This window comes from Mycobacterium sp. SMC-8 (genome assembly GCF_025263565.1).
In the GTDB taxonomy this organism is placed as follows: Bacteria; Actinomycetota; Actinomycetes; order Mycobacteriales; family Mycobacteriaceae; genus Mycobacterium.
In genome coordinates, this window is record NZ_CP079865.1 from 3,310,404 (window position 1) to 3,330,149 (window position 19,746).

Genomic DNA, 19,746 nt, shown 5'->3' on the forward strand with positions numbered 1-19,746 from the left:
CGACAAGTCCTGAAGACGCCCCTTCGATGTGCGATACAGGGTCGCACCGGGACCACCAGCCGGGATTGATGAGAAAAACTCCTCCATTTGTCTCACCGTGCAAAAAGCGATGAGCCGGACCCAACCATTACTCCGCTGCGGCGAAGCAGGGAACGATGAATCGCGCGACGATGGCGTGCTCGTCGTCGCGGTTCTTGACCGGCCAGTACCACAGCGCGAGCGTGGCACGAAGGAGCCACTGCGCCGCGATCGGGTCGCTCCGACCGATCATCTCTTCGGCGAGTGCCACGACCAGCGGAGATGATGTCAGCCATCCGGTGTCGTGGTGGGGCCGGATAGTGCCCATGATCAGAGGGCCCAGCGGTTCGGCGCGGATATGGTCCAGCGCGACGAGGATGGCCTTCTCGACGCGCTCCGCTCCCTCCAGACCGTCGATTGCCGTCTTCACCCGTTCGACGATGCGCACCGACATACGGCGCACCACGCCTTCCATGATGACCGACTTGCCACCGACATTGCGATAAATCGTTGCCGGTGAACAGTGCACCTTGGCCGCGAGCGCATCGATGCTGAAAGCCTCGAACCCGTGTCGCGAGATCAGTTCTGCGGCGGCCGCGTGGATTCGTTCGACGGCTTCCGCTCGGCGATCCGTACCGACCAGCCAGTCTTGCCGGACCATGTCACCGGACTCCTTCTGCGAACGATCACACCGATCATTGAATTATCGACGTGAGAACTTCAGCACAGAAATTCTCACAATAACGCGAGTTCGGGTGGCTGCCAAGAGAAGCGGGCCCTCCCCGACTGTCGGACACGGCATTCTCATCCTGGTCCTCGCTTATTGACGCAGCAGCGTTATACCCCGCAGCCTGACGGTATGTGTGATTGTGCATTGCGACCCCGTCTCGGCGTTCGACGGATGTGACGAAGGACGACCGGGGGGTCATCCATCCGGAACTGCGCGGCGTTGCGCGCGTGGCGCCGAGAGGCACGATCCCCAACACCGTAGCCCTCAAGATCATGCGTCGACTGACGATTATGCGGAGGCCACGCGGGGACGGTGTCAGCATCGAGCGACTGGACGCCGCCGCCACCATGCGTATCTACCGAAGTGCCAACGACGTGCCTGCCCCAGCACTGTTGTGGATGCACGGGGGCGGGTACGTGATGGGCCGCGCCGATCTCGACGACCGGCTCTGCCGGTCATTTGCCGACGCGTTGGGCATCACGGTGGCCTCGGTCGACTATCGCCTCGCACCGGAACATCCCTACCCCGCCGCAGTAATCGACTGCCACGCCGCGTGGAATCGCCTTGCCCATCTTCCCGACGTTGACCCGGAGCGTATTGCGATCGGTGGTCTCAGCGCGGGAGCGGGATTGGCTGCCGCGCTTGCGCTCCGTCTCCGCGACCACGACGATTCCGCTCCGGTACTGCAACTGCTCGCCTATCCGATGCTCGATGACCGCTCCTCTGCCGCGCCGCACCCTCTCGCCTCGCGGTACCGCTTCTGGAATCAGACGTCGAACCGATTCTCCTGGCGCGCGTACCTCGCCGGGGCTGACCCCGCCGAAGCGGTACCCGCCCGTCACGAGGATCTCGCCGGCGTCGCGCCCGCGTGGATCGGAGTCGGGTCGTTGGATCTCTTCTACGAAGAATGCGTCGCCTACGCACAGCGATTGCGCGCCGCCGGCGTCACCGCTGCGCTTGAGGTGATCAGCGGAGCGTTTCACGGCTTCGACGCAATTGCCCCCAAAACGTCTGTGGCTCAGTCGTTCTTCGCTCGGCAGTGTCTCGCTCTCGACCACGCCTTCCGCGCTGCCGGCCCGCAGAGCGCAGATTCCGGTGCCCCATCCATATCGTCGAAAGGTCGCGCGTCATGACGCTGACGAACCCAGCACAAGGCGCCACCTCGATGCTCAAACCCTTGACCTCGGCAATCCAACTCAACCTCGCCGCCGCGATCAGACAACGACGCCGCGGCTACAGCGCATGGTGCGGCGCGGTCAACACCGACTACGACCCGCTCGACCCCCACACAGCGGCCCAGCCATTCACGGCCTACGCTGCGCTGCACCGCGGCGGCCGGGTGCACTACAGCCCGCGCCGTCACACCTGGATACTTCACCGCCTCGACGATGTGCGCGCCGCCCTCCGCGACACCGACCAGGTGACCAGCAGCGTCGGCGTCACCAGAGTCCGGATGGCCGCCGATCTCGTCGTCGTCACCGACGGTGAACAGCACAGCCGTCTGCGCAAACAGGTTCAACCGGCCTTCACCAAGAAGGCTCTTGACAGCTGGCGCACCATCATCGACGAGCTCGCTGTCGAACTCGTCGACACAATGATCGCCCAGCCCGGAAGCGATGCGGTAGCCCAACTGGCGATTCCGATGCCCCTGCGCGTGATCGCGGCCATCCTCGGCATCCCCGACACTGACATCAGCGACTTCCGCAGGTGGTCAGAAGACAGCGTGCGCCTGATCGACTTCACACCCACCATCAAAGGTGTCCTCAACACCGGCCGATCCCTTCGTGCCGCCGCCGCTTTGCGCCGCTACTTCCTCGACCACCTCGCCACCGGCGACCTCAAAGGATCGAACACCGTCCTCGGGCGGCTGCTCGAGCACAGCACCGACGGCAGCCTTACCGACGATCAACTGTTTTACATCGCGATTCTGCTGCTCATTGCCGGCAACGAGACCACCACCAATCTGATCGGCGGCCTCATCGACACACTGGCGCGAGAGCCCGATCAGTACAGCAGGATTCGCGCTCAACCTGAGCTCATTCCCATGGCCATCGAGGAGCAGCTGCGCTACACCAGCCCCATTCAAAACCTCTACCGCTACACCCGGGCGCCGTATGAGGTGGGGGAGGTAACCATTCCGTCCGGCTCACGAGTGCTGCTGTCGTTTGGAGCCGCCAACCGCGACCCCCTCGTATTCGACGACCCCGACACCTATCGCGTGGATCGCAACCCCCGCATGCACGTGGCGTTCGGCTACGGTGCCCACATGTGCCTCGGCGCTCCACTCGCGCGCATGGAAGCCCACGCCGTGTTGCGCGAGCTTGTCAACCGCGTCAGCCGAATCTCGCCGGCCGGACCCACGTCCTGGTCGACGAACAGTTCACTTCGCGGCCCCACACACCTTCCGGTCATCTTCCACACCGACTGACGAGGTCGCCGGGTACAGGCGGCTCGGGTGAGGATGAGCCAGCGCTGCACATCCCCTCGGGCGGGGCCCCCGTCGCGAAGCTGCCGTCGATTCGGGAACAGATTGGGCGCCGACGTAGCGATGGTTCACATTGACCGGGGCGACACGGGCGCGGTATCCGCCCAGCATTGCCTCCAGGTACCCGTTGGTGTCGAAGCCGGCTGTCATCTCAGTCATGTGAACCGTTGCTCTCGATTGGTGCGGCGCTGTCGGCGAAGCCCATCGGGGTTGCTTGGTGTGCACCGGCGCTGCGCCCTCGGGCGACCAGGTCGATGACTGTGCTCAGGCGGCGGCGTATGTCCGCGTAGGTCCTGGGTCCCTGCACCAGGCCGAGAATCTCTGAGGTCCAGACATCGGCGAGCACTTCGGCGGTGACGCTCATCGGCACGAAATCGGCGTGCGAACAACGACTTATCTGATGGGCGAACAGCTCAGTGGTCTGGCGGCGCACCGTATCGGCTTCCGCTGCAGCCGCGGCGTGTGAAGCCACGTATGCGTGAGCCAGTGCCTCGGTCACCCGGTCGGACTCCTCCATGCCGTTGATGAGGCGCCATACAACAAGCCTCAACCGCGCGAAGGGGTCTTCGACGCCCTGCAAGTCATCGAGGAGAAAAGAGTCGAAGCGCAGCAGCTCCCGCGACAACGCGATGGTCAACAAATGCACTTTCGACGGGAAGTATTGATAGACCGTGGCGAGCGAGACGTCTGCCCCTTCGGCAATGTCGCGCATGTGCACACGGTCGTATCCACCGCGTCTCGCGATCTCGACCGCGGCGTCCAGAATCCGTGATCGTCGCGTGCGCTGACTGTCGGTGGTCAAGGCCTCTTCGGGCAGAGCCGCACCTTGACCGTCAGCGGGGTTGGAACTTCCCAGCCAATCGCCATGATTACAGGGGCCGGGGAACTCGCTAGGGGAAGCCAACGTCGGCTCCCTTCGATTGAACCGCCCTGAGCTGCATTGGACACCTGTCTATTTGTTTGGGTGTGTACGGTCATCGCTGATCTCGACTGCTGGCTGGTTCTGTGAGCTCGAAGGTGGCAACCATAGCCCTCTAGCTGCGATGAAGCAGCGCCACGAGCCTCTTTTGCAAAGCTATCACAGACCCTATTACACTAGACAAGTGTCCAGTTATGGCGTCGCAAGTAGTGGTCAGCCTGGCATTGGGGGTTGGCCGACACCCGGTGACGAAGCCAGCAGGCGCATTCAGTCCTAGGAAAGACAGGAGCACGCCGTGGCGTACGTGATCACGCAGAACTGCTGCAAGGACGCCAGTTGCGTTCCCGTGTGTCCGGTCGACTGCATCCGCCCCACGGGGGGCGCAGCGCTGGCGGCCGCGGAGATGCTGTACATCGATCCAGAGGCATGCATCGACTGCGGGGCGTGCATGGAGGAGTGTCCTGTCGGCGCCATCGACTATGTCGACGACCTGCCGCCCAGCCAGGCGCGTTTCGCCGACATCAATGCGGCCTACTTCGAGCAACATCAGGAAGAGACTGACGGTCCCTGGGTGGAGCAGCAGCACAGCCCGGTCGCTGCGGGAGCGCTTCGCGTAGCGATCGTGGGCACGGGGCCGGCCGCCTGCTATGCCGCGGCCGACCTCATCGCCGTGGACGGGGTAGAAATCTCGATGTTCGAGCGTTTACCCACACCTTTTGGTCTCATCCGCGCCGGAGTCGCCCCGGATCACCAGGCCACCAAGGCCGTCGTCGGCCTCTTCGATCGAGCCCTAGCATCGACGCGCGCGCAATGCTACTTCAATGTCGAAGTGGGCCAGCACATTAGTCATGACGAATTGCTCCAACACCACCACGCCGTGATCTACGCTGTTGGAGCCTCCTCGGGCAGGACGTTGGCCATACCTGGCGCGGACATGACTGGTAGTCACCCTGCGGCAAATTTCGTCGGCTGGTACAACGGCCACCCCGATCACGCTGACCATCAATTCGACCTCGAATCTTCGCGTGCGGTCATCCTCGGCAACGGCAACGTCGCACTTGACATGGCACGAGTACTGCTCGCCGACCGGCAACACCTCGCCGCCACCGATATCGCCGAGCATGCCTTCAACGCCGTCGCACAGTCCGGTATCGAGGAAGTCGTCATCATCGGCCGGCGCGGCCCACGCGATGCAGCATTCTCCGTCGGCGAGTTTCTCGCTCTCGCGCACCTCGACGGCGTAGACGTCGCTATCGACTGTGCGCCCTCAAGTTTGGATCCCTCAGATGGCGACGACATGATTACCAAAACCAAACTGCAACTCTGCCGCGAATATGCAGAGACGCCCAACCATCCCGGTAACAAGACCATCGTCTTCCGTTTCCACTCCACCCCACTCGAAGTCCTGGGCAGTGGCCGTGCAGAGGGCGTCCGCGTATCGCGCGACGGCGTCACCGACGACCTCGCTGCTGGTCTGGTGCTCCACTCGATCGGATACTCCGGCAGGCCGATTCCGAACCTGCCGTTCGACGCCGCGACAGCGACCGTGCCCAATGATGGCGGCCGCGTCGTGGACGATGCCGGCGCTCCGTTGCCGGGCGTCTACGTCACGGGATGGATCAAGCGCGGACCACGCGGAGTCATCGGCTCAAACCGGATGTGCGCCGCCGAAACCGTCGCGGCGCTTCTCGCCGACTTCAACGCCGGTGTGTTACCGGATACCCCCCGCCCAGAACGTACCGCCCTCGACAGCTTGATGGCGGAGCGCGGAGCAGAACCCGTTGACTGGCAAGGATGGAAGCGGATCGACCGGGCCGAACGTGTTCGCGGCGAACGGTATACGCGACCGCGGAACAAATTCCTAGCCGTCAAAGAGATGACTGACGCTGCCGCCGAGCGCATGTAGAACACCGGCGGCGAACTCCATGCACGGGACGCCCGCGGTGCGTTCGCGCCGAATCCTTGTTCATATCGGAAGCGGTGCTTGATACCGTCGGCTTCGGCCTCGTCGTATCCGCCACGGTTCACCGGTTGAACGGCTTTGGCAGGGAAGTAGTCATCGCCGATCTTGAAACCCTCGCTAACACAGCCGCAGCAGCTGCACTTCCTGCCCATATGGCGTTCGTGCGGGGACGGGGGAGCAGTTGGCGGCGGCGCGGGGTTCCGGCCGCACGACTGGACTGGTGTGCGCCCACCGTCAATTCACTTGATGGTGTAGCCGCCGTCGATGAGCAGGTCGGCACCGGTGATCATGCCCGCCGCGTCTGAGGCGAGATACACTGCGGCCGCCGCGATCTCGTCGGGGTAGGCGAAGCGGCCCATCGGGATGAGCTTCTTCAGTTCGTCGCCGCGCGGTCCGTCCCAGGCCTTGCGGCCGAGTTCGGTGAGCACCACTGTCGGTGAGATCGTGTTGACGCGGACGCCGCGGGGACCCCACTCGGCCGCCAGCACCTTCGACGCCCCGACCACACCGAATTTCGACGCGCAGTAGGCGACGTGCTGATCAAGGGCGACCGTTGCCGCCTGTGACGCCGTGTTCACGATCGCGCCGCGGCCCGCCGCGAGCATGTGCCTGCCCGCGGCCTGACACATCAGGAAGGTGCCCTTGAGGTTGATGTCGATGGTCTTGTCCCAGGCGTCGAGCGGCAGATCTTCGGCGGGGGCGAGCATGACGACCCCGGCGCTGTTGACCAGAATGTCGATGCGGCCGAAAGCGTCGACCACGGAATTCACCGTGGCGGTTACGGAGGTGGGATCGGCTACGTCGCAGGCGAATCCGCGACTGTCCGGTCCGGCCTCGGCGGCCCGTGCCGCGGCGGCCGCGCCGTCGAGGTCGACGACGGCTATCCGGGCGCCCTTCGCCGCGAATGCGGCGACGATCGCCGCGCCGATGCCTGAGCCGCCGCCGGTCACCACCGCAACCTTGTCGCTCAATGGAAAGTCCAGGTCCACAACCGGTTCGGTGTTGGGTGTCATGTGTCGTCCTTGTCCTCGTCGAATGATCGGCAGGGGTATCGTGGACGTCACCGCGATCGAGCCGGTCGACGCCTTCGTCGATGCCACCGGCGTGCCGGCCGCCGTCGTCAGCGGAATCAAGGCGGTCGGGCCGGCCGGACACGTGGTGCTCGTCGGCATGGGCGCCGACGAATATGCGCTGCCGGTCAGCCACATCGCGAACCATGAGATCACCGTGACCGGGGTGTTCCGTTACACCGACACTTGGCCCGCCGCAATTCATCTCGTCGCCAGTGGCGCCATCGACCTGGACGGTATGGTGACAGGCCGCTACGACCTCGAGCACGTCGGTGACGCACTCGACAGCGACTCCGATCCGGCCAGCCTCAAATCGATCGTGGTGCCCGCGTGAACGCTGCACATGCCCCGGCATCGGGTACCGTCACGCAGTCGCTGTTGCGCTGCACCGACATTCACAAGAGCTTCGGTGGGGTGCCGGTGCTCAAAGGTATCGAGCTGGAACTGCACCCCGGCACCGTCACCGCGCTGGCCGGTGAGAACGGGGCCGGCAAGTCGACACTGATGAAGATCATCAGCGGGCAGTACACCGCCGATCACGGTGTGGTGCAGGTGGGGGAAACCACCCTGACCCCGGGTAACACCAAGGACGCGGTCCGGCATGGGGTGGCGATCGTGCCGCAGGAATTGGCCTCGATCGAGGACATGACGGTCTATGAGAACCTCTACGTCGGTAGGGAACTCAAGATCGGTCCATTCCTGAATCGGCGAGCGATGATCGACGAGGCCCGTGACGCGCTGGGCGTGTTCGGCCTCGAGATCAACCCGTCGGCGCGGATGGGAAGTCTGCCCGTCGGCCTTCGTCAGATCGTCGAGATCGTCAAGGCTGCCCGCACCGGCGCCCGGGTCGTCATGCTCGACGAACCCACATCGGCGATCTCCGAGCGCGAGGTGGAAGGCCTCTACAAAGTGGTGCGCACCCTGCGTGAGCACGGCGTCGCGATGGTCTACACCACCCACAAGATGGCCGAGATCCGCGCCATCGCCGACCGGGTGGTGGTGCTGCGTGACGGTGGGCTGATCCTCGACAAGGGCATCGATGACATCACCGACGACGAGATCGTCACGGCGATGATCGGCCGGGAACTCGACGCGGTGTTCCCCGACCGGCCGACCCCGGGCACCGAGCCGGTACTGGAGGTGCGCGATCTTCAGGTCGAAGGTGCTACCGGGCCCGTCTCATTCACGGTGAAGGCGGGTGAGATCGTCGGGCTGGCAGGCCTTGTCGGAGCCGGACGAACCGAACTGCTGGAAGCGATCTTCGGTGCCCGCACCAGCACTGCGGGTGTGATCACCGTGCGGGGCAAGGTGGTCAAACGCAATCATCCCGCCGCGGCGATCACCGCCGGTATGGCCATCGTGCCCGAAGACCGCAAGCTCTCCGGTGCCGTGCTGTCGATGAGCGTGCTGGACAACGGGACTTTGCCGCGGTTGTCGTCGTTCTCCCTTGCGGGCTGGTTGCGCGGTAAAGCCCGCACCAAGGCGGTGTCGGATGTGATGTCGTCGGTGGGGCTGCGCAGCCGCGGGCTCGGACAGGAGGTCGGCACGCTGTCCGGCGGCAACCAGCAGAAGGTGGTGCTCGCGCGCTGGCTCACCGGCGATGTGAACGTGCTGCTGCTGGATGAGCCCACTCGAGGAGTCGACGTCGGTGCGCGCAGTGAGATTTACCGTATAGTAACCGAATTCGCTGCCCAGGGGATGGCGGTGCTGATGGCGTCGTCGGATATGCCCGAGATCGTGGGCCTGTCACACCGGGCCTTCGTCATGCGGGGCGGCGCCCTGGTCGGCGAGCTCGACCGTGATGCCCTCGATCATCCCGAAGTGCAGGAATCGGTGTTCCGCCTGGCGACGGCACTGGACGGCGGAACCAAGACCACGACGCAGCAGGAGGCACCATGACGACCGACGTCGACGCAGACCAGCAGCCCCCCGGGCCGTCCAAGGCCCCGACGGTGGCGTCGCCGGTCACCGGCGAGCCGGTGAAACTCTTCTCGCGGCAATGGTTCTCGGGCGTTGCATTGCGCTACTCGATGGTGATCGTGGTGCTGCTGGTGATCGCTTACTTCAGCTACCGCAGCGCGCGTTTCGCGACACCCGAGAATCTCGTGACCATCCTGGTCGCGGCCGCTCCCTTCGCGTTGATCGCACTGGGCCAGACGCTGGTGATCCTCACCGGCGGCATCGACCTGTCGGTGGGCAGCGTGATCGCGGTGTCGGCGATGGCTGGTGCGGCGACGGCCAAGGCGAACCCCGGGCAGGTCTGGATGACGGTCACGGTGGCGATGGCCGTCGGTCTGGCATTTGGCTGCATCAACGGAGTTCTGGTGTCGCGCATCAACGTGCCACCGTTCATCGCGACGCTGGGCACCTTGACGGCCGGCTCCGGCGTGGCCTACGTCATCGGCGGCGGCGCACCGATCAACGGCCTGCCAGCCGAATTCGGCTCGATCGCGAACACCAAGATCCTGGGCCTGCAGATCCCGGTGCTGCTGATGATCATCGGCATCGTCTCGCTCGCCATCATCATGAAACGCACGTCCTACGGCATGCGGGTGTACGCCGTCGGCGGCAACCGCAACGCCGCCGAACTCGCCGGCATCAACGCCAAGAACGTGCTGTTCAGCGTGTATGCGTTCTCGGGTCTGCTGGCCGGGCTCTCCGGCGTGATGCTGGCTTCGCGCGTCATCTCGGGACCGCCCAACCTCGGACACGGTTACGAACTCGACGCCATCGCCGCCGTGGTGATCGGTGGTGCCAGCCTGATGGGTGGTCGCGGCAGTATCTGGGGCACGACGCTCGGGCTGTTCATGATCATGACGCTGAACAACGGTCTCGACATCCTCGTGGTCCCCGCCTACTGGCAGGACGTCATCAAAGGCGTGTTGATCGTCGCCGCGGTCGCGGTCGACGTGTGGTCATCCAGGAGGCGAACCTGACTACCGAACACTGACCGTCGCAGGGCCTTTCAACCTCGAATCACTGCAATCGAAAAGAGAGAATGACATGAGACTGACCACCAGAATCGCGGCGATCGCCTCGGTGGGCGCCCTCGGCCTCGGCCTGACCGCCTGCGGCGCGGGTGACACGACGGCCAACAATGACACCACCCGCATCGGTGTCTCGGTGTACGACATGAGTTCGTTCATCACCGCGGGCAAGGAAGGCATGGAGGCCTACGCCAAGGACAACAACATCGAACTGATCTGGAACTCGGCCAATCTGGACGTCTCCACCCAGGCCAACCAGGTCGACTCGATGATCAACCAGGGTGTCGACGCGATCATCGTCGTTCCGGTGCAGGCGGATTCGTTGGGCCCGCAGGTGGCCACCGCCAAGGAGAAGGGCATTCCGTTGGTGCCGGTGAACGCGGCGCTGAACAGCCCGGACGTCGCCGGTAACGTGCAGCCCGACGATGTGGCCGCCGGTGAGCAGGAAATGCAGATGATGGCCGATGCGCTCGGTGGTCGCGGCAACATCGTGATCCTGCAGGGACCGGTGGGACAGTCCGGTGAGATCGATCGCACCAAGGGCATCAACAACGTGCTGGCCAACTACCCGGATATCAAGGTGCTGGCCATGGACACCGCGAACTGGAAGCGCGATGAGGCCGTCAACAAGATGAAGAACTGGATCTCCGGCTTCGGCAACCAGATCGACGGTGTGGTCGCCGAGAACGACGACATGGGTCTGGGAGCGCTGCAGGCGCTCAAGGAGTCCGGCCGCACCGGCGCGCCGATCGTGGGTATCGACGGCATCGAGGACGGCCTCAACGCCGTCAAGAGCGGTGAGTTCATCGGGACGTCGCTGCAGAACGGCACCGTCGAACTGGCGGCCGGCCTTGCCGTGGCCAACGCGCTGGCGAAGGGCGAGGAAGTCAACACCGAGCCGGTGTACATCATGCCCGCCATCACCAAGGACAACGTCGACGTCGCGATCCAGCACGTGGTGACCGAGCGGCAGCAGTTCCTCGACGGGTTGTCCGAGCTGATCAAGAAGAACCTGGAGACCGGCGATATCGCCTACGAGGGGATTCCGGGGCAGACGCAGCCCTGATCGCAGCCATCCGCGACGAGGACCGGCCCACCATCGGTGGCCGGTCCTCGTTGTCGTTGGAGGACACCGCGCTCACACGTCGTGTCGATGCCACTCAGTCCGCGTCGGTCACCGCTCGGATCAGGTTGGGCGACATCAATTCGTCGCAGTGTTCAAGGGGAGGCACCGACAGGCCCTCGTCAGCGCCCATCGTCGAACGCGGATACCTGTGTGCCGGTTGACGTCCTCGGATACGCAGATCGCCCCTCCGCCACCCGGGCAACGGGTGGAGGAAGGGCGATCACCAATACGTCAGGTGCGGGACGGGTGACTCAGACGGCATACTCGTCGGCGACGGTCAGCGCGGCGTCCAGGATCCGAAGTCCTTCGGCCACTTCGTCGTCGGTGACATTGCACGGCGGCACGGCATGGATGCGGTTGAAGTTCGCGAACGGCAGCATGCCGCCCGACTTGCACGCCGCCAGCACCGCCGCCATCGCCGGGCTGGACCCGCCGTAGGGAGCGAGCGGCTCGCGGGTCGCCTGGTCGGCGACCAGCTCGATCGCCCAGAAGACCCCGAGGCCGCGGACTTCGCCGACCGAGCGGTGCCGGGCGGCGAGATCGCGCAGACCCGGTCCGAGCACCTGCTCGCCGATGCGGGCAGCGTTGGCCACCATGCCTTCGTCTTCCATCGCGTTGATCGTCGCGACCGCGCAGGCGGTCGCCAGCGGATGGCCGGAGTAGGTCAGGCCACCCGGATAAGCCCGGTCGGCGAAGGTCGAGTAGATCGCATCGTTGATCGCGACGCCGCCGAGCGGGATGTAACCGGAGGTGACGCCCTTGGCGAAGGTGATCAGATCGGGCACGACGTCGAAGTTCTCGATGGCGAACCACGTTCCGGTACGGCCGAAGCCGGCCATCACCTCGTCGGCGATGAACACGATGCCGTAGCGGTCACAGATGTCGCGGACCCCGGCCATGTAGCCGGGCGGGGGCACCATGATGCCCGCGGTGCCCGGAACCGACTCCAGGATGATCGCCGCGATCGTCGACGGTCCTTCCATCTGGATCAACCGGTCGAGATACTCCAGCGCGCGCTGGCTTTCCTGCTCCTCGGTCTCGGCGTGGAACGTCGACCGGTACAGGAACGGGCCGTTGAAGTGCACGATCCCGGCGTTGCCGTGGTCGTTGGGCCAGCGGCGGGGGTCACCGGTGAGGTTGATCGCGGTCTCGGTGCCACCGTGATAGGAGCGGTAGCGCGAGAGCACCTTGTAGCGGCCGGTGTGCAGCCGGGCCATCCGCACCGCGTGCTCGACGGCGTCCGCGCCGCCGTTGGTGAAGAAGATCCGGTTCAGGTCACCCGGGGTGCGCTCGGCGACCAGTCGGGCCGCTTCCGATCGCGCGTCGTTGACGTGCTGAGGGGCGATCGTGCACAGCTTCGCGGCCTGCTCGGCAATGGCGGCAACGACTTTCGGGTGCTGATGGCCGATGTTGGTGTTCACCAGCTGCGACGAGAAGTCCAGCAGCTTGTTGCCGTCGCCGTCCCAGACGTAGGAACCCTGCGCGGCCAGCACCGTCATCGGGTTGATCTGCGCCTGCGCCGACCACGAATGGAACACGTGCTTGCGGTCCAGTTCGTAGGCGCGCTGCCCGCGGGCGATGGCCGCATCGATGTCCTCGCCGGTGGGCAGCGAGGTGAGGTCGGTGGGCTGTTCAGTGATGGTCACAATCGATCCTTTGGCAACAGGGGAGGTGGAAAGCCGTCGGCGCGAGGGTGCGTGAAGTTGGGTCTGCGGGCGGCGTGTCGGTTGCGGACACGCACGCTCGCGGACTGTGGGGGTGGGGGGGTTAGCTGTTTTCGGGGAAGCCGAGGTCAATGCTGCCCCCGGAGCGCGAGCTGGGGTCGAGCCAGCGGGTGGTGATGGCTTTTTGGCGGGTGAAGAATTGGATGCCGTCGGTGCCGTGGGCGTGGCTGTCGCCGAACAGGGAGGCTTTCCAGCCGCCGAAGCTGTAGTAGGCCATGGGAACGGGGATGGGCACGTTGATGCCGACCATGCCGACTTCGACCTCGTTTTGGAAGCGTCGGGCTGCGCCGCCGTCGTTGGTGAAGATCGCGGTGCCGTTGCCGTAGGGGTTGGTGTTGATCAGGTCCAGGGCCTGGTCGTAGGTGTCCACCCGCACGACCGACAGGACGGGGCCGAAGATCTCGTCGGTGTAGACGCTCATGTCGGGGGTGACGTTGTCGAGCAGGGTGGGGCCCAGCCAGAACCCGTCCTGATCACCGTCGGCCTGGACGGTGCGGCCGTCGACGACGACTTTGGCGCCGGCGGCTTCGCCGGCGTCGATGTAGGAGGCGACTTTGTCGCGGTGGGCCTTGGTGACCAGCGGACCCATGTCGGTGTTGCGGGTGCCGTCGCCGATCTTGAGCCCGGTGGTGCGTTCGGTGATCTTGGCGACCAGGTCGTCGGCGATGGGGCCGACGGCCACGCAGGCGGAGATGGCCATGCAGCGTTCGCCGGCGGAGCCGAAGCCGGCGTTGACCATCGCGTCGGCGGCCAGATCCAGGTCGGCGTCGGGCAGGATCACGGCGTGGTTTTTGGCTCCGCCCAGGGCCTGGACGCGCTTGCCGGCGGCGGTGCCGGTGGCGTAGACGTACTGGGCGATCGGGGTGGACCCGACAAAGCTCACAGATTTGATTTTGGGGTTGGTGAGCAGTTCGTCGACGGCGGTCTTGTCGCCTTGCAGGACGTTGAACACCCCGGCGGGCAGGCCGGCTTGTTTCCACAGCTCGGCCAGCCACAGCGCGGCGCTGGGGTCTTTCTCGCTGGGTTTGAGGACCACGGTGTTGCCGGCGGCGATGGCGATCGGGAAGAACCACATCGGCACCATGGCGGGGAAGTTGAACGGGGAGATGATCGCGACCGGGCCCAGGGGTTGGCGGATGGAGTGCACGTCGACGTTGGTCGAGGCGTTCTCGGTGTAGCCGCCCTTGAGCAGGTGGGGGATGCCGCAGGCGAACTCGACGACTTCCTGGCCGCGGCTGACCTCGCCGAGGGCGTCGGAGACGACCTTGCCGTGCTCGCTGGTGATGATCTCGGCCAGTTCACCCTTGCGCTCGTTGAGCAGCTCCCGGAAGGCGAACAGCACCTGGGTGCGTTTGGCCAGCGAGGTGTCCCGCCAGGCCGGGAACGCGGCGGCGGCCGCATCGATCACCTGCTGGGCGTCGGCGACGCTGGCCAGCGCGACCTGACCGGTCACCACACCGGTGGCCGGATTGGTCACCGGCGCCGTCGCGGAGGACTCGCCGGCAAACATCTTGTTATCAACCCAATGCCCAATGGTCGTCGTCATGGTGTCCAGTGTGGGCCTCCGGAGGCTCTTCGCACCCTTACACGTCGTATCTATATCCGCGGGATCGCTTACACTGCGTAAATGGCCGTGACGGTGGGCGAAGTCGTCGAGCTGCCCGTGGTCCAGCGGGGATCTCCCGAGATCCTCAGCCGGTGCCGATGGTCCGAGCCGGTCCGTTGGCTGCACGTCGGCGGCGTGGCCGACCTGTCCTCGCTGCTGCAGGGCGGTGAGCTGGTGCTGACCACCGGGGCCGGTCTGGGCCGCACACCGACACGCTACCTTCAGGGATTGGCCGACGCCGGCGCGTTGGGAGTCGTCGTCGAACTCGGTGCCCGCATGCCGGCGCTTCCCGCATCCTTGACGGCACTGGCCGGGAAGCTCGACCTCGCATTGGTCGTACTGCACCGGCAGATCAGGTTCGTCGACGTGACCGAGGTCGTGCACCGGCGCATCGTCGCCGAACAGTACGACGAGGTCGCGTTCGACCGGCGAGTCCATGAAGTGTTCACCGAGCTGAGTATGAAGCGGGCCTCGGTGGCGGGCATCGTCGATGCGGCGGCCCGGATCCTCGACCTGCCGGTCGTCCTGGAGGATCTTGCCCACCAGGCCATCGCAGTGTCCGCCAGCGGCGCGAAAACCGCGGCCCTGCTTGATGACTGGGAGAGCCGGTCGCGCCGCAGCCCAACGGCCGGCGGAGGTCCCGAGCAGTGGGTGCTCACCGCGGTCGGACCGCGCGGCGAAGAGTGGGGTCGGCTGATCGTACCGATGACACCGGCCGACCGGGCCCGGGCGACGATGGTGCTCGAACGGGCCTCGGCGGCGCTGGCGCTCAACCGCATGATCGAGCGGAACAACACCGGTCTTCGCCAGCAGGCGCAGAGCGGACTGATCGACGACGTGCTGGGCGGCCGGGTGGCCGACGAGCGGGAGGCCGCGGCACGCGCGCACGCCCTCGGGCTGCGCAAGGCGGCGCGCTACCACCCGGTGGTCGTCCGTGTCGAGCGCACCGGGACGTCCACCGATCCGCTTGCTGCGCAACGACGCAACATCTCGCTGCTCGACGCCGTCGCCCACACCGTCAACGTCGCCGGCCACACCGGTGTCTTCGCCGGCCGCCGCGACGGGGAGATCGCGGCACTGCTCACCGTCAACACCGCGCGCGGCGGCCCGGACAAGGCGCTCGCCGAGCTCGGCGCGCGGCTGCACAAGGAGCTGCGCCGGGTCGACGGCATCGCTCGCTCGGTGTGCGCGGTGGGTACACCGGAAGTCGACGTCACCGACGCCATCCGCGGTCTGGCCGAGGCCGCCCACGTCGCTGAGGTCGCGCTGGCGATGCGAGACAGCGCGCGGCCGTACTTCCGCGCCTCCGACGTCCGGTTGCGCGGCCTGATGGCCTTGCTGCGCGACGATCCACGCGTGCAGCGGTTCGCCGAGACCGAACTCAAACCCCTGCTCGACCGCGGGGCGGCCGCGGACGTCGAGGTGCTCCGCGAATACCTCGGCCTCGCGGGCAACAAAGCAGCGCTGGCCCAGCGGCTGCACATCAGCAGACCGGCCCTCTACAAGCGGTTGGCGACCATCGAACAGACCCTGGGTGTCGACCTCGACGATGCCGAATCGATGACCTCGCTGTCGGTGGCGCTGATGGTGCTCGACGCGCGGCAACGCATCGAGCCCGCCAGCCTCAATGAGGTCACCTGATCATTCCGCCGGCGACAACGAGCGTGAGGGTCGCCAGGCCAGGAAGCCGACGATCAGGCCTGCGAACGGAACCGCGGCCAGGACGGTGCTCAATGTCGCACTGCCGCCGGTGACCAGCGTGAAGTTCGACAACACCAGCCACAGGCTGGCCAGCAGACCGGCCACCGCCAGTGCCGGAGCGATCCGCGTGGTCCAGACCCGGCCCGACACCCGGTCGCGGTGGCGCAGGAAGAAGACCAGCACGGCGATCGACGTGGTGAGCATCAGGGTGACCATCCCGACCGTCGCGACACCGGCCATCGACCCGAAAACCCCGACCAGCGGGTCGATTCCGAGGATCGCCAACACCGCGATGATGAGGGTGGCGGTGACGGTCTGCACCACCGACGAGAACGACGGCGACTCATGGTTGTCGTGCACCTTGGCCAGCCGGGCCGGCAGCAGGCCCTTGCCGGCCAGCACGAACTGGTAGCGGGCGATCACGTTGTGGAACGACAGCACACACGCGAACAGGCTGGTCAGCAACAGGACGTTGACGATGTCGCGGCCGACGGTGCCCAGCATGTCTCCGGTGGTGTCCAGCAGCATGTTGCCTTCTCCGTCGAGGGTGCGCTGCGCGACCGCGCCCACCTGATCCGGGCCGATCGCAACGACGAACGCCCACACCGTGATCGCGTAGAACGCGCCGATCAGGATGACCGCGGCATAGGTGGCGCGGGGAATGGTGCGCTCCGGGTCGCGAGCCTCGTCACGGAACACCGCGGTCGACTCGAAGCCGATGAACCCGGTGAGGGCGAACAGGATCGCGATGCCGATGGTTCCGCTGGTGAACACGGCGGGATCGAAGGAGGCCAGCGTGACGCCGGCCGGGCCGGGATTGGCGACCATCACGGCGTCGAGCACCACGACGATGCCGATCTCGAGGGCCAGCGCCACCCCAAGCACCTTGGCGCTGAGCTCGATGTGCCGGTAACCCAGCACGGCGACGATCGCCAGCACACCGAACGAGTAGACAGGCCAAGGGATCACGGGTCCGCCGTAGTGGATCACCGTGTCGTTGATCGCCCATCCGATGTAGCCGTAGATGCCGATCTGGATGGCGGTGTAGGCGATCAGTGCCACCACCGCGATACCCTTGCCCATCCGTTCTCCCAGACCCACGGTGACGTAGGAGAAGAACGCACCGGCCTCGGGCACATACGGCGTCATCGTCACGAACCCGACGCTGAACACCAGCAGCACCAACGCGGCGATCACGAACCCCATCGGCGCGCCCGCGCCGTTGCCGAGTCCCATCGCCAACGGCATGTTGCCGCCGATCACCGTCAGCGGCGCGGCCGCCGCGACGACCATGAACACGATGCCGACGGGTCCGAGGTGCCCGGTGAGGCGCCGCCCGTCGGTTCTGGTAGGTGTAGTGGTCACGAAATCTCCTGGGGTTGAGGGGTGTTGATACGCATCGCCTGCCGCAGCAGGTCGTGGTCCAGTGCGTGGGCGGTGAAGCCGTGACAGCCGGTCATCGTGGTGGCGGCGACCATCGCGTTGACGATGGCTTCCTCGGTGGCTTCGATCGTGAGATCAAACAGCCGGGTCATCAACTGGGGAGCGACCATTCGCAGTGTGACCTCGGGCCGGGAGGCGGCCGGATCCTCGTGCCACGCATAGGGCGGGATACCGCGGTTGCCGGTGGAGAACGCCAGCATGAGATCGCCGCTGTACTGCTCCCCGGTGCCGCCGAGACGGCTCACCGCCAGCGCCGCGCGCTGGGCCAGCCGGGTGCACTGGTGGGGGAGCAGGGGTGCGTCGGTGGCGACGATGACGATGATGGAGCCTGATCCGGGCTCGTACCGGGCCGGCAGGTCCGGCAGCGGGACCTCGGACGGGCCGATCAGTTCGCCGACGGGGACGCCGTTGATCCGGAGTCGTTCGCGGCGGCCGTGATTGGCCTGCACGAGCACGCCCACCGTGTACGGGCCGGCGGCGGTGTCGGTGACGCGCGACGAGGTGCCGATGCCGCCCTTGAACCCGTGGCAGATCATCCCGGTGCCGCCGCCGACGTTGCCCTCGGCAGGCGCGGAGGAGGAGGCGGCGTCGAGGGCGGAGCGCACGTGCTCGGGCCGGACGTGAAACCCGTTGATGTCGTTGAGCAGACCGTCGTAGGTCTCGCCGACCACCGGCAGTGACCAGTAGAGGCCCTCGCCGCGGGCGCGCACCTGGGCGGCCACCAGTTCGTCGCGGACCACGCCGACACTGTGGGTGTTGGTGAGCCCGATGGCGGAGGTGAGCTCGCCGGATTCGCGGATCCATTCCAGTCCGGTCAGCTCGCCGCTGCCGTTGAGCCGGTGCGAGCCGGCGAACACCGGTTCGGTCCAGATGTCGTCGTGGGGGACCACGACAGTCACCCCGGTGTGCACAGCCGGGGGCCCGTCGGCATCAAGGGTGGTGTGTCCGACCCGCACGCCTGCGACGTCGGTGATGGCGTTGGCCGGGCCGGTGGGATGTTCCCCGATGACGACGCCGAGGTCTCTGGCACGCACTGATCACGCTCGTTCCGGTAAGTTCTTTTCCAATTTGGAAAAGAACTATGCGCCCGTGTGATCCCGGACGCAAGAGGAACGGCAGAATAGGTTCGACTGACATCCGGCAGCGGGGGAGGTGACCACGGCATGGCGCGGCCGAATCGGCAGGTGGAACGGCGGGGCGACATCATGGATGCGGCGATCGCGCTCATCGAACGCCACGATCTGGCCACCCTCAAGCTCGCCGACGTGGCGGCCGAACTGGGGCTGACCACCAACGCGGTGCGGTACTACTTCAAGGACATGCCGGCGCTGCTGGCGGAGTTGGCGCTGCGCTCGGATGTCCGCTTCTACGATGAACGGCTGCGACTGGCCGCCGAGGCCGGAGATCCTCCCGCGCAGCTGGCGGTGACCATCGCGGGGGGTCTGCCCACCGGACCCGAGGACGCCGAGTGGCGGGCTATCTGGCGCGCCGTGCTGGCGGCGGGCTTCGAGCTCGACCGGCGGGCCGACGTGCAGGGCATCTACCACCGTCAGGTCGGCCTCTACCGGGACCTGTTGAACGCCGGTGCCGAGGCCGGGGCGTTCACGTTGACCGGTGGGGCCGTGGACATCGCGATGTCGTTGATGGCGATGGAGGACTATTTCGGGTACCGCATCGTCGCGCGCGATCCCCAGTTCGACCGGGCGACCGCGCTGCGGCTCATGCGCCAGTTCGCCGAAATGGCCACCGGAGCAAGGCTTCCCGAGACGGTGTGACTCGATCACGGGGCCGATCGGCCCGTGAGGTGCTTGATCGTCTCGTGAGCGCCGAGCACGACGGCCGCCCGGTCGGGCGCACTGCCGCGCGCTGCTTGTTCGGCGTTACCGCCCGCAATGAAGACCGGTGTGGCTGTTCCGCTCAATAATCGTGATCCAGGGGGCGAGACCCGCCGCGAGCTCCCCGGTGTGCCACGGC

General features: G+C 66.1%; 15 protein-coding genes and 2 pseudogenes. 9 read left to right on the top strand and 8 right to left on the bottom strand.

The window, feature by feature from the left end:
* Positions 1-127 precede the first annotated feature (127 nt).
* On the bottom strand, positions 128-679 hold the full coding sequence (locus KXD97_RS16055) for a TetR/AcrR family transcriptional regulator (protein ID WP_260751017.1): 552 nt from the start codon (positions 677-679) through the stop codon (positions 128-130).
* A 242-nt stretch (positions 680-921) separates the two neighbouring features.
* On the opposite strand from KXD97_RS16055, the gene KXD97_RS16060 reads away from it, so the two are divergent.
* Complete coding sequence (locus KXD97_RS16060) at positions 922-1,881, top strand: alpha/beta hydrolase (RefSeq protein ID WP_260751018.1); 960 nt, start codon at positions 922-924, stop codon at positions 1,879-1,881.
* The gene (locus tag KXD97_RS16065) at positions 1,878-3,176 is read left to right on the top strand and encodes a cytochrome P450 (RefSeq protein WP_260751019.1); all 1,299 of its coding nucleotides are present in this window, start codon (positions 1,878-1,880) and stop codon (positions 3,174-3,176) included. The genes KXD97_RS16060 and KXD97_RS16065 overlap by 4 nt, the downstream gene beginning before the upstream one ends.
* A gap of 208 nt (positions 3,177-3,384) precedes the next feature.
* Here the strand turns inward: KXD97_RS16065 and KXD97_RS16070 are convergent, their stop codons facing one another.
* Positions 3,385-4,137: a TetR/AcrR family transcriptional regulator gene (locus tag KXD97_RS16070; protein ID WP_396884170.1), complete on the bottom strand. Its 753-nt coding sequence runs from the start codon at positions 4,135-4,137 to the stop codon at positions 3,385-3,387.
* Positions 4,138-4,447: 310 nt separating this feature from the next.
* Here KXD97_RS16070 and KXD97_RS16075 point away from each other — a divergent pair, with 310 nt between their 5' ends.
* A complete protein-coding gene (locus KXD97_RS16075; protein ID WP_260751022.1) occupies positions 4,448-6,058 on the top strand; it encodes an FAD-dependent oxidoreductase in 1,611 nt (536 codons plus the stop codon).
* A gap of 296 nt (positions 6,059-6,354) precedes the next feature.
* On the opposite strand, the gene KXD97_RS16085 is transcribed toward KXD97_RS16075, so the two are convergent.
* A complete protein-coding gene (locus tag KXD97_RS16085; RefSeq protein WP_260751023.1) occupies positions 6,355-7,128 on the bottom strand; it encodes an SDR family oxidoreductase in 774 nt (257 codons plus the stop codon).
* Between the two features lie 40 nt (positions 7,129-7,168).
* On the opposite strand from KXD97_RS16085, the pseudogene KXD97_RS16090 reads away from it, so the two are divergent.
* The 4 genes and pseudogenes from KXD97_RS16090 to KXD97_RS16105 form a co-directional block, all read left to right on the top strand.
* Positions 7,169-7,519, top strand: a pseudogene (locus KXD97_RS16090) (zinc-binding dehydrogenase); the annotation flags it as partial.
* Positions 7,516-9,084, top strand: coding sequence for a sugar ABC transporter ATP-binding protein (locus KXD97_RS16095; protein WP_260751024.1), 1,569 nt, complete (start codon positions 7,516-7,518; stop codon positions 9,082-9,084). The pseudogene KXD97_RS16090 and the gene KXD97_RS16095, both read left to right, overlap by 4 nt.
* A complete protein-coding gene (locus KXD97_RS16100; RefSeq protein WP_260751025.1) occupies positions 9,081-10,121 on the top strand; it encodes an ABC transporter permease in 1,041 nt (346 codons plus the stop codon). Before KXD97_RS16095 ends, KXD97_RS16100 begins: the two co-directional genes overlap by 4 nt.
* 67 nt (positions 10,122-10,188) lie before the next feature.
* Positions 10,189-11,238, top strand: coding sequence for a substrate-binding domain-containing protein (locus tag KXD97_RS16105; RefSeq protein WP_260751026.1), 1,050 nt, complete (start codon positions 10,189-10,191; stop codon positions 11,236-11,238).
* Positions 11,239-11,549: 311 nt separating this feature from the next.
* Here the strand turns inward: KXD97_RS16105 and KXD97_RS16110 are convergent, their stop codons facing one another.
* Both KXD97_RS16110 and KXD97_RS16115 read right to left on the bottom strand, forming a co-directional pair.
* Complete coding sequence (locus tag KXD97_RS16110) at positions 11,550-12,944, bottom strand: aspartate aminotransferase family protein (RefSeq protein ID WP_260751027.1); 1,395 nt, start codon at positions 12,942-12,944, stop codon at positions 11,550-11,552.
* A 121-nt stretch (positions 12,945-13,065) separates the two neighbouring features.
* On the bottom strand, positions 13,066-14,568 hold the full coding sequence (locus tag KXD97_RS16115) for a CoA-acylating methylmalonate-semialdehyde dehydrogenase (RefSeq protein ID WP_260751028.1): 1,503 nt from the start codon (positions 14,566-14,568) through the stop codon (positions 13,066-13,068).
* Between the two features lie 81 nt (positions 14,569-14,649).
* On the opposite strand from KXD97_RS16115, the gene KXD97_RS16120 reads away from it, so the two are divergent.
* Positions 14,650-16,269 (top strand): PucR family transcriptional regulator, encoded by a 1,620-nt coding sequence (locus tag KXD97_RS16120; protein ID WP_260751029.1) that lies wholly within the window; start codon positions 14,650-14,652, stop codon positions 16,267-16,269.
* On the opposite strand, the gene KXD97_RS16125 is transcribed toward KXD97_RS16120, so the two are convergent.
* Positions 16,270-17,622 carry an APC family permease gene (locus KXD97_RS16125; RefSeq protein WP_260757999.1) on the bottom strand — a complete coding sequence of 451 codons (1,353 nt, stop codon included), beginning with the start codon at positions 17,620-17,622 and terminating at the stop codon, positions 16,270-16,272.
* A 68-nt stretch (positions 17,623-17,690) separates the two neighbouring features.
* Positions 17,691-18,806, bottom strand: a complete 1,116-nt coding sequence (locus KXD97_RS16130; RefSeq protein ID WP_260751030.1) for a P1 family peptidase — start codon at positions 18,804-18,806, stop codon at positions 17,691-17,693.
* A 129-nt stretch (positions 18,807-18,935) separates the two neighbouring features.
* Here KXD97_RS16130 and KXD97_RS16135 point away from each other — a divergent pair, with 129 nt between their 5' ends.
* On the top strand, positions 18,936-19,547 hold the full coding sequence (locus KXD97_RS16135) for a TetR/AcrR family transcriptional regulator (RefSeq protein ID WP_260751031.1): 612 nt from the start codon (positions 18,936-18,938) through the stop codon (positions 19,545-19,547).
* Between the two features lie 5 nt (positions 19,548-19,552).
* Here the strand turns inward: KXD97_RS16135 and KXD97_RS16140 are convergent.
* Positions 19,553-19,675, bottom strand: a pseudogene (locus tag KXD97_RS16140) (short-chain dehydrogenase); the annotation flags it as partial.
* Positions 19,676-19,746 lie beyond the last annotated feature (71 nt).

What these genes read in the sequence shown, in the direction of transcription:
- KXD97_RS16055 (WP_260751017.1), bottom strand. Translation starts at nt 679, where the DNA reads ATGGTCCGGCAAGACTGGCTGGTCGGTACGGATCGCCGAGCGGAAGCC.
- KXD97_RS16065 (WP_260751019.1), top strand. Translation starts at nt 1,878, where the DNA reads ATGACGCTGACGAACCCAGCACAAGGCGCCACCTCGATGCTCAAACCC.
- KXD97_RS16085 (WP_260751023.1), bottom strand. Translation starts at nt 7,128, where the DNA reads ATGACACCCAACACCGAACCGGTTGTGGACCTGGACTTTCCATTGAGC.
- KXD97_RS16100 (WP_260751025.1), top strand. Translation starts at nt 9,081, where the DNA reads ATGACGACCGACGTCGACGCAGACCAGCAGCCCCCCGGGCCGTCCAAG.
- KXD97_RS16105 (WP_260751026.1), top strand. Translation starts at nt 10,189, where the DNA reads ATGAGACTGACCACCAGAATCGCGGCGATCGCCTCGGTGGGCGCCCTC.
- KXD97_RS16115 (WP_260751028.1), bottom strand. Translation starts at nt 14,568, where the DNA reads ATGACGACGACCATTGGGCATTGGGTTGATAACAAGATGTTTGCCGGC.
- KXD97_RS16120 (WP_260751029.1), top strand. Translation starts at nt 14,650, where the DNA reads ATGGCCGTGACGGTGGGCGAAGTCGTCGAGCTGCCCGTGGTCCAGCGG.
- KXD97_RS16125 (WP_260757999.1), bottom strand. Translation starts at nt 17,622, where the DNA reads ATGGTCGTCGCGGCGGCCGCGCCGCTGACGGTGATCGGCGGCAACATG.
- KXD97_RS16135 (WP_260751031.1), top strand. Translation starts at nt 18,936, where the DNA reads ATGGCGCGGCCGAATCGGCAGGTGGAACGGCGGGGCGACATCATGGAT.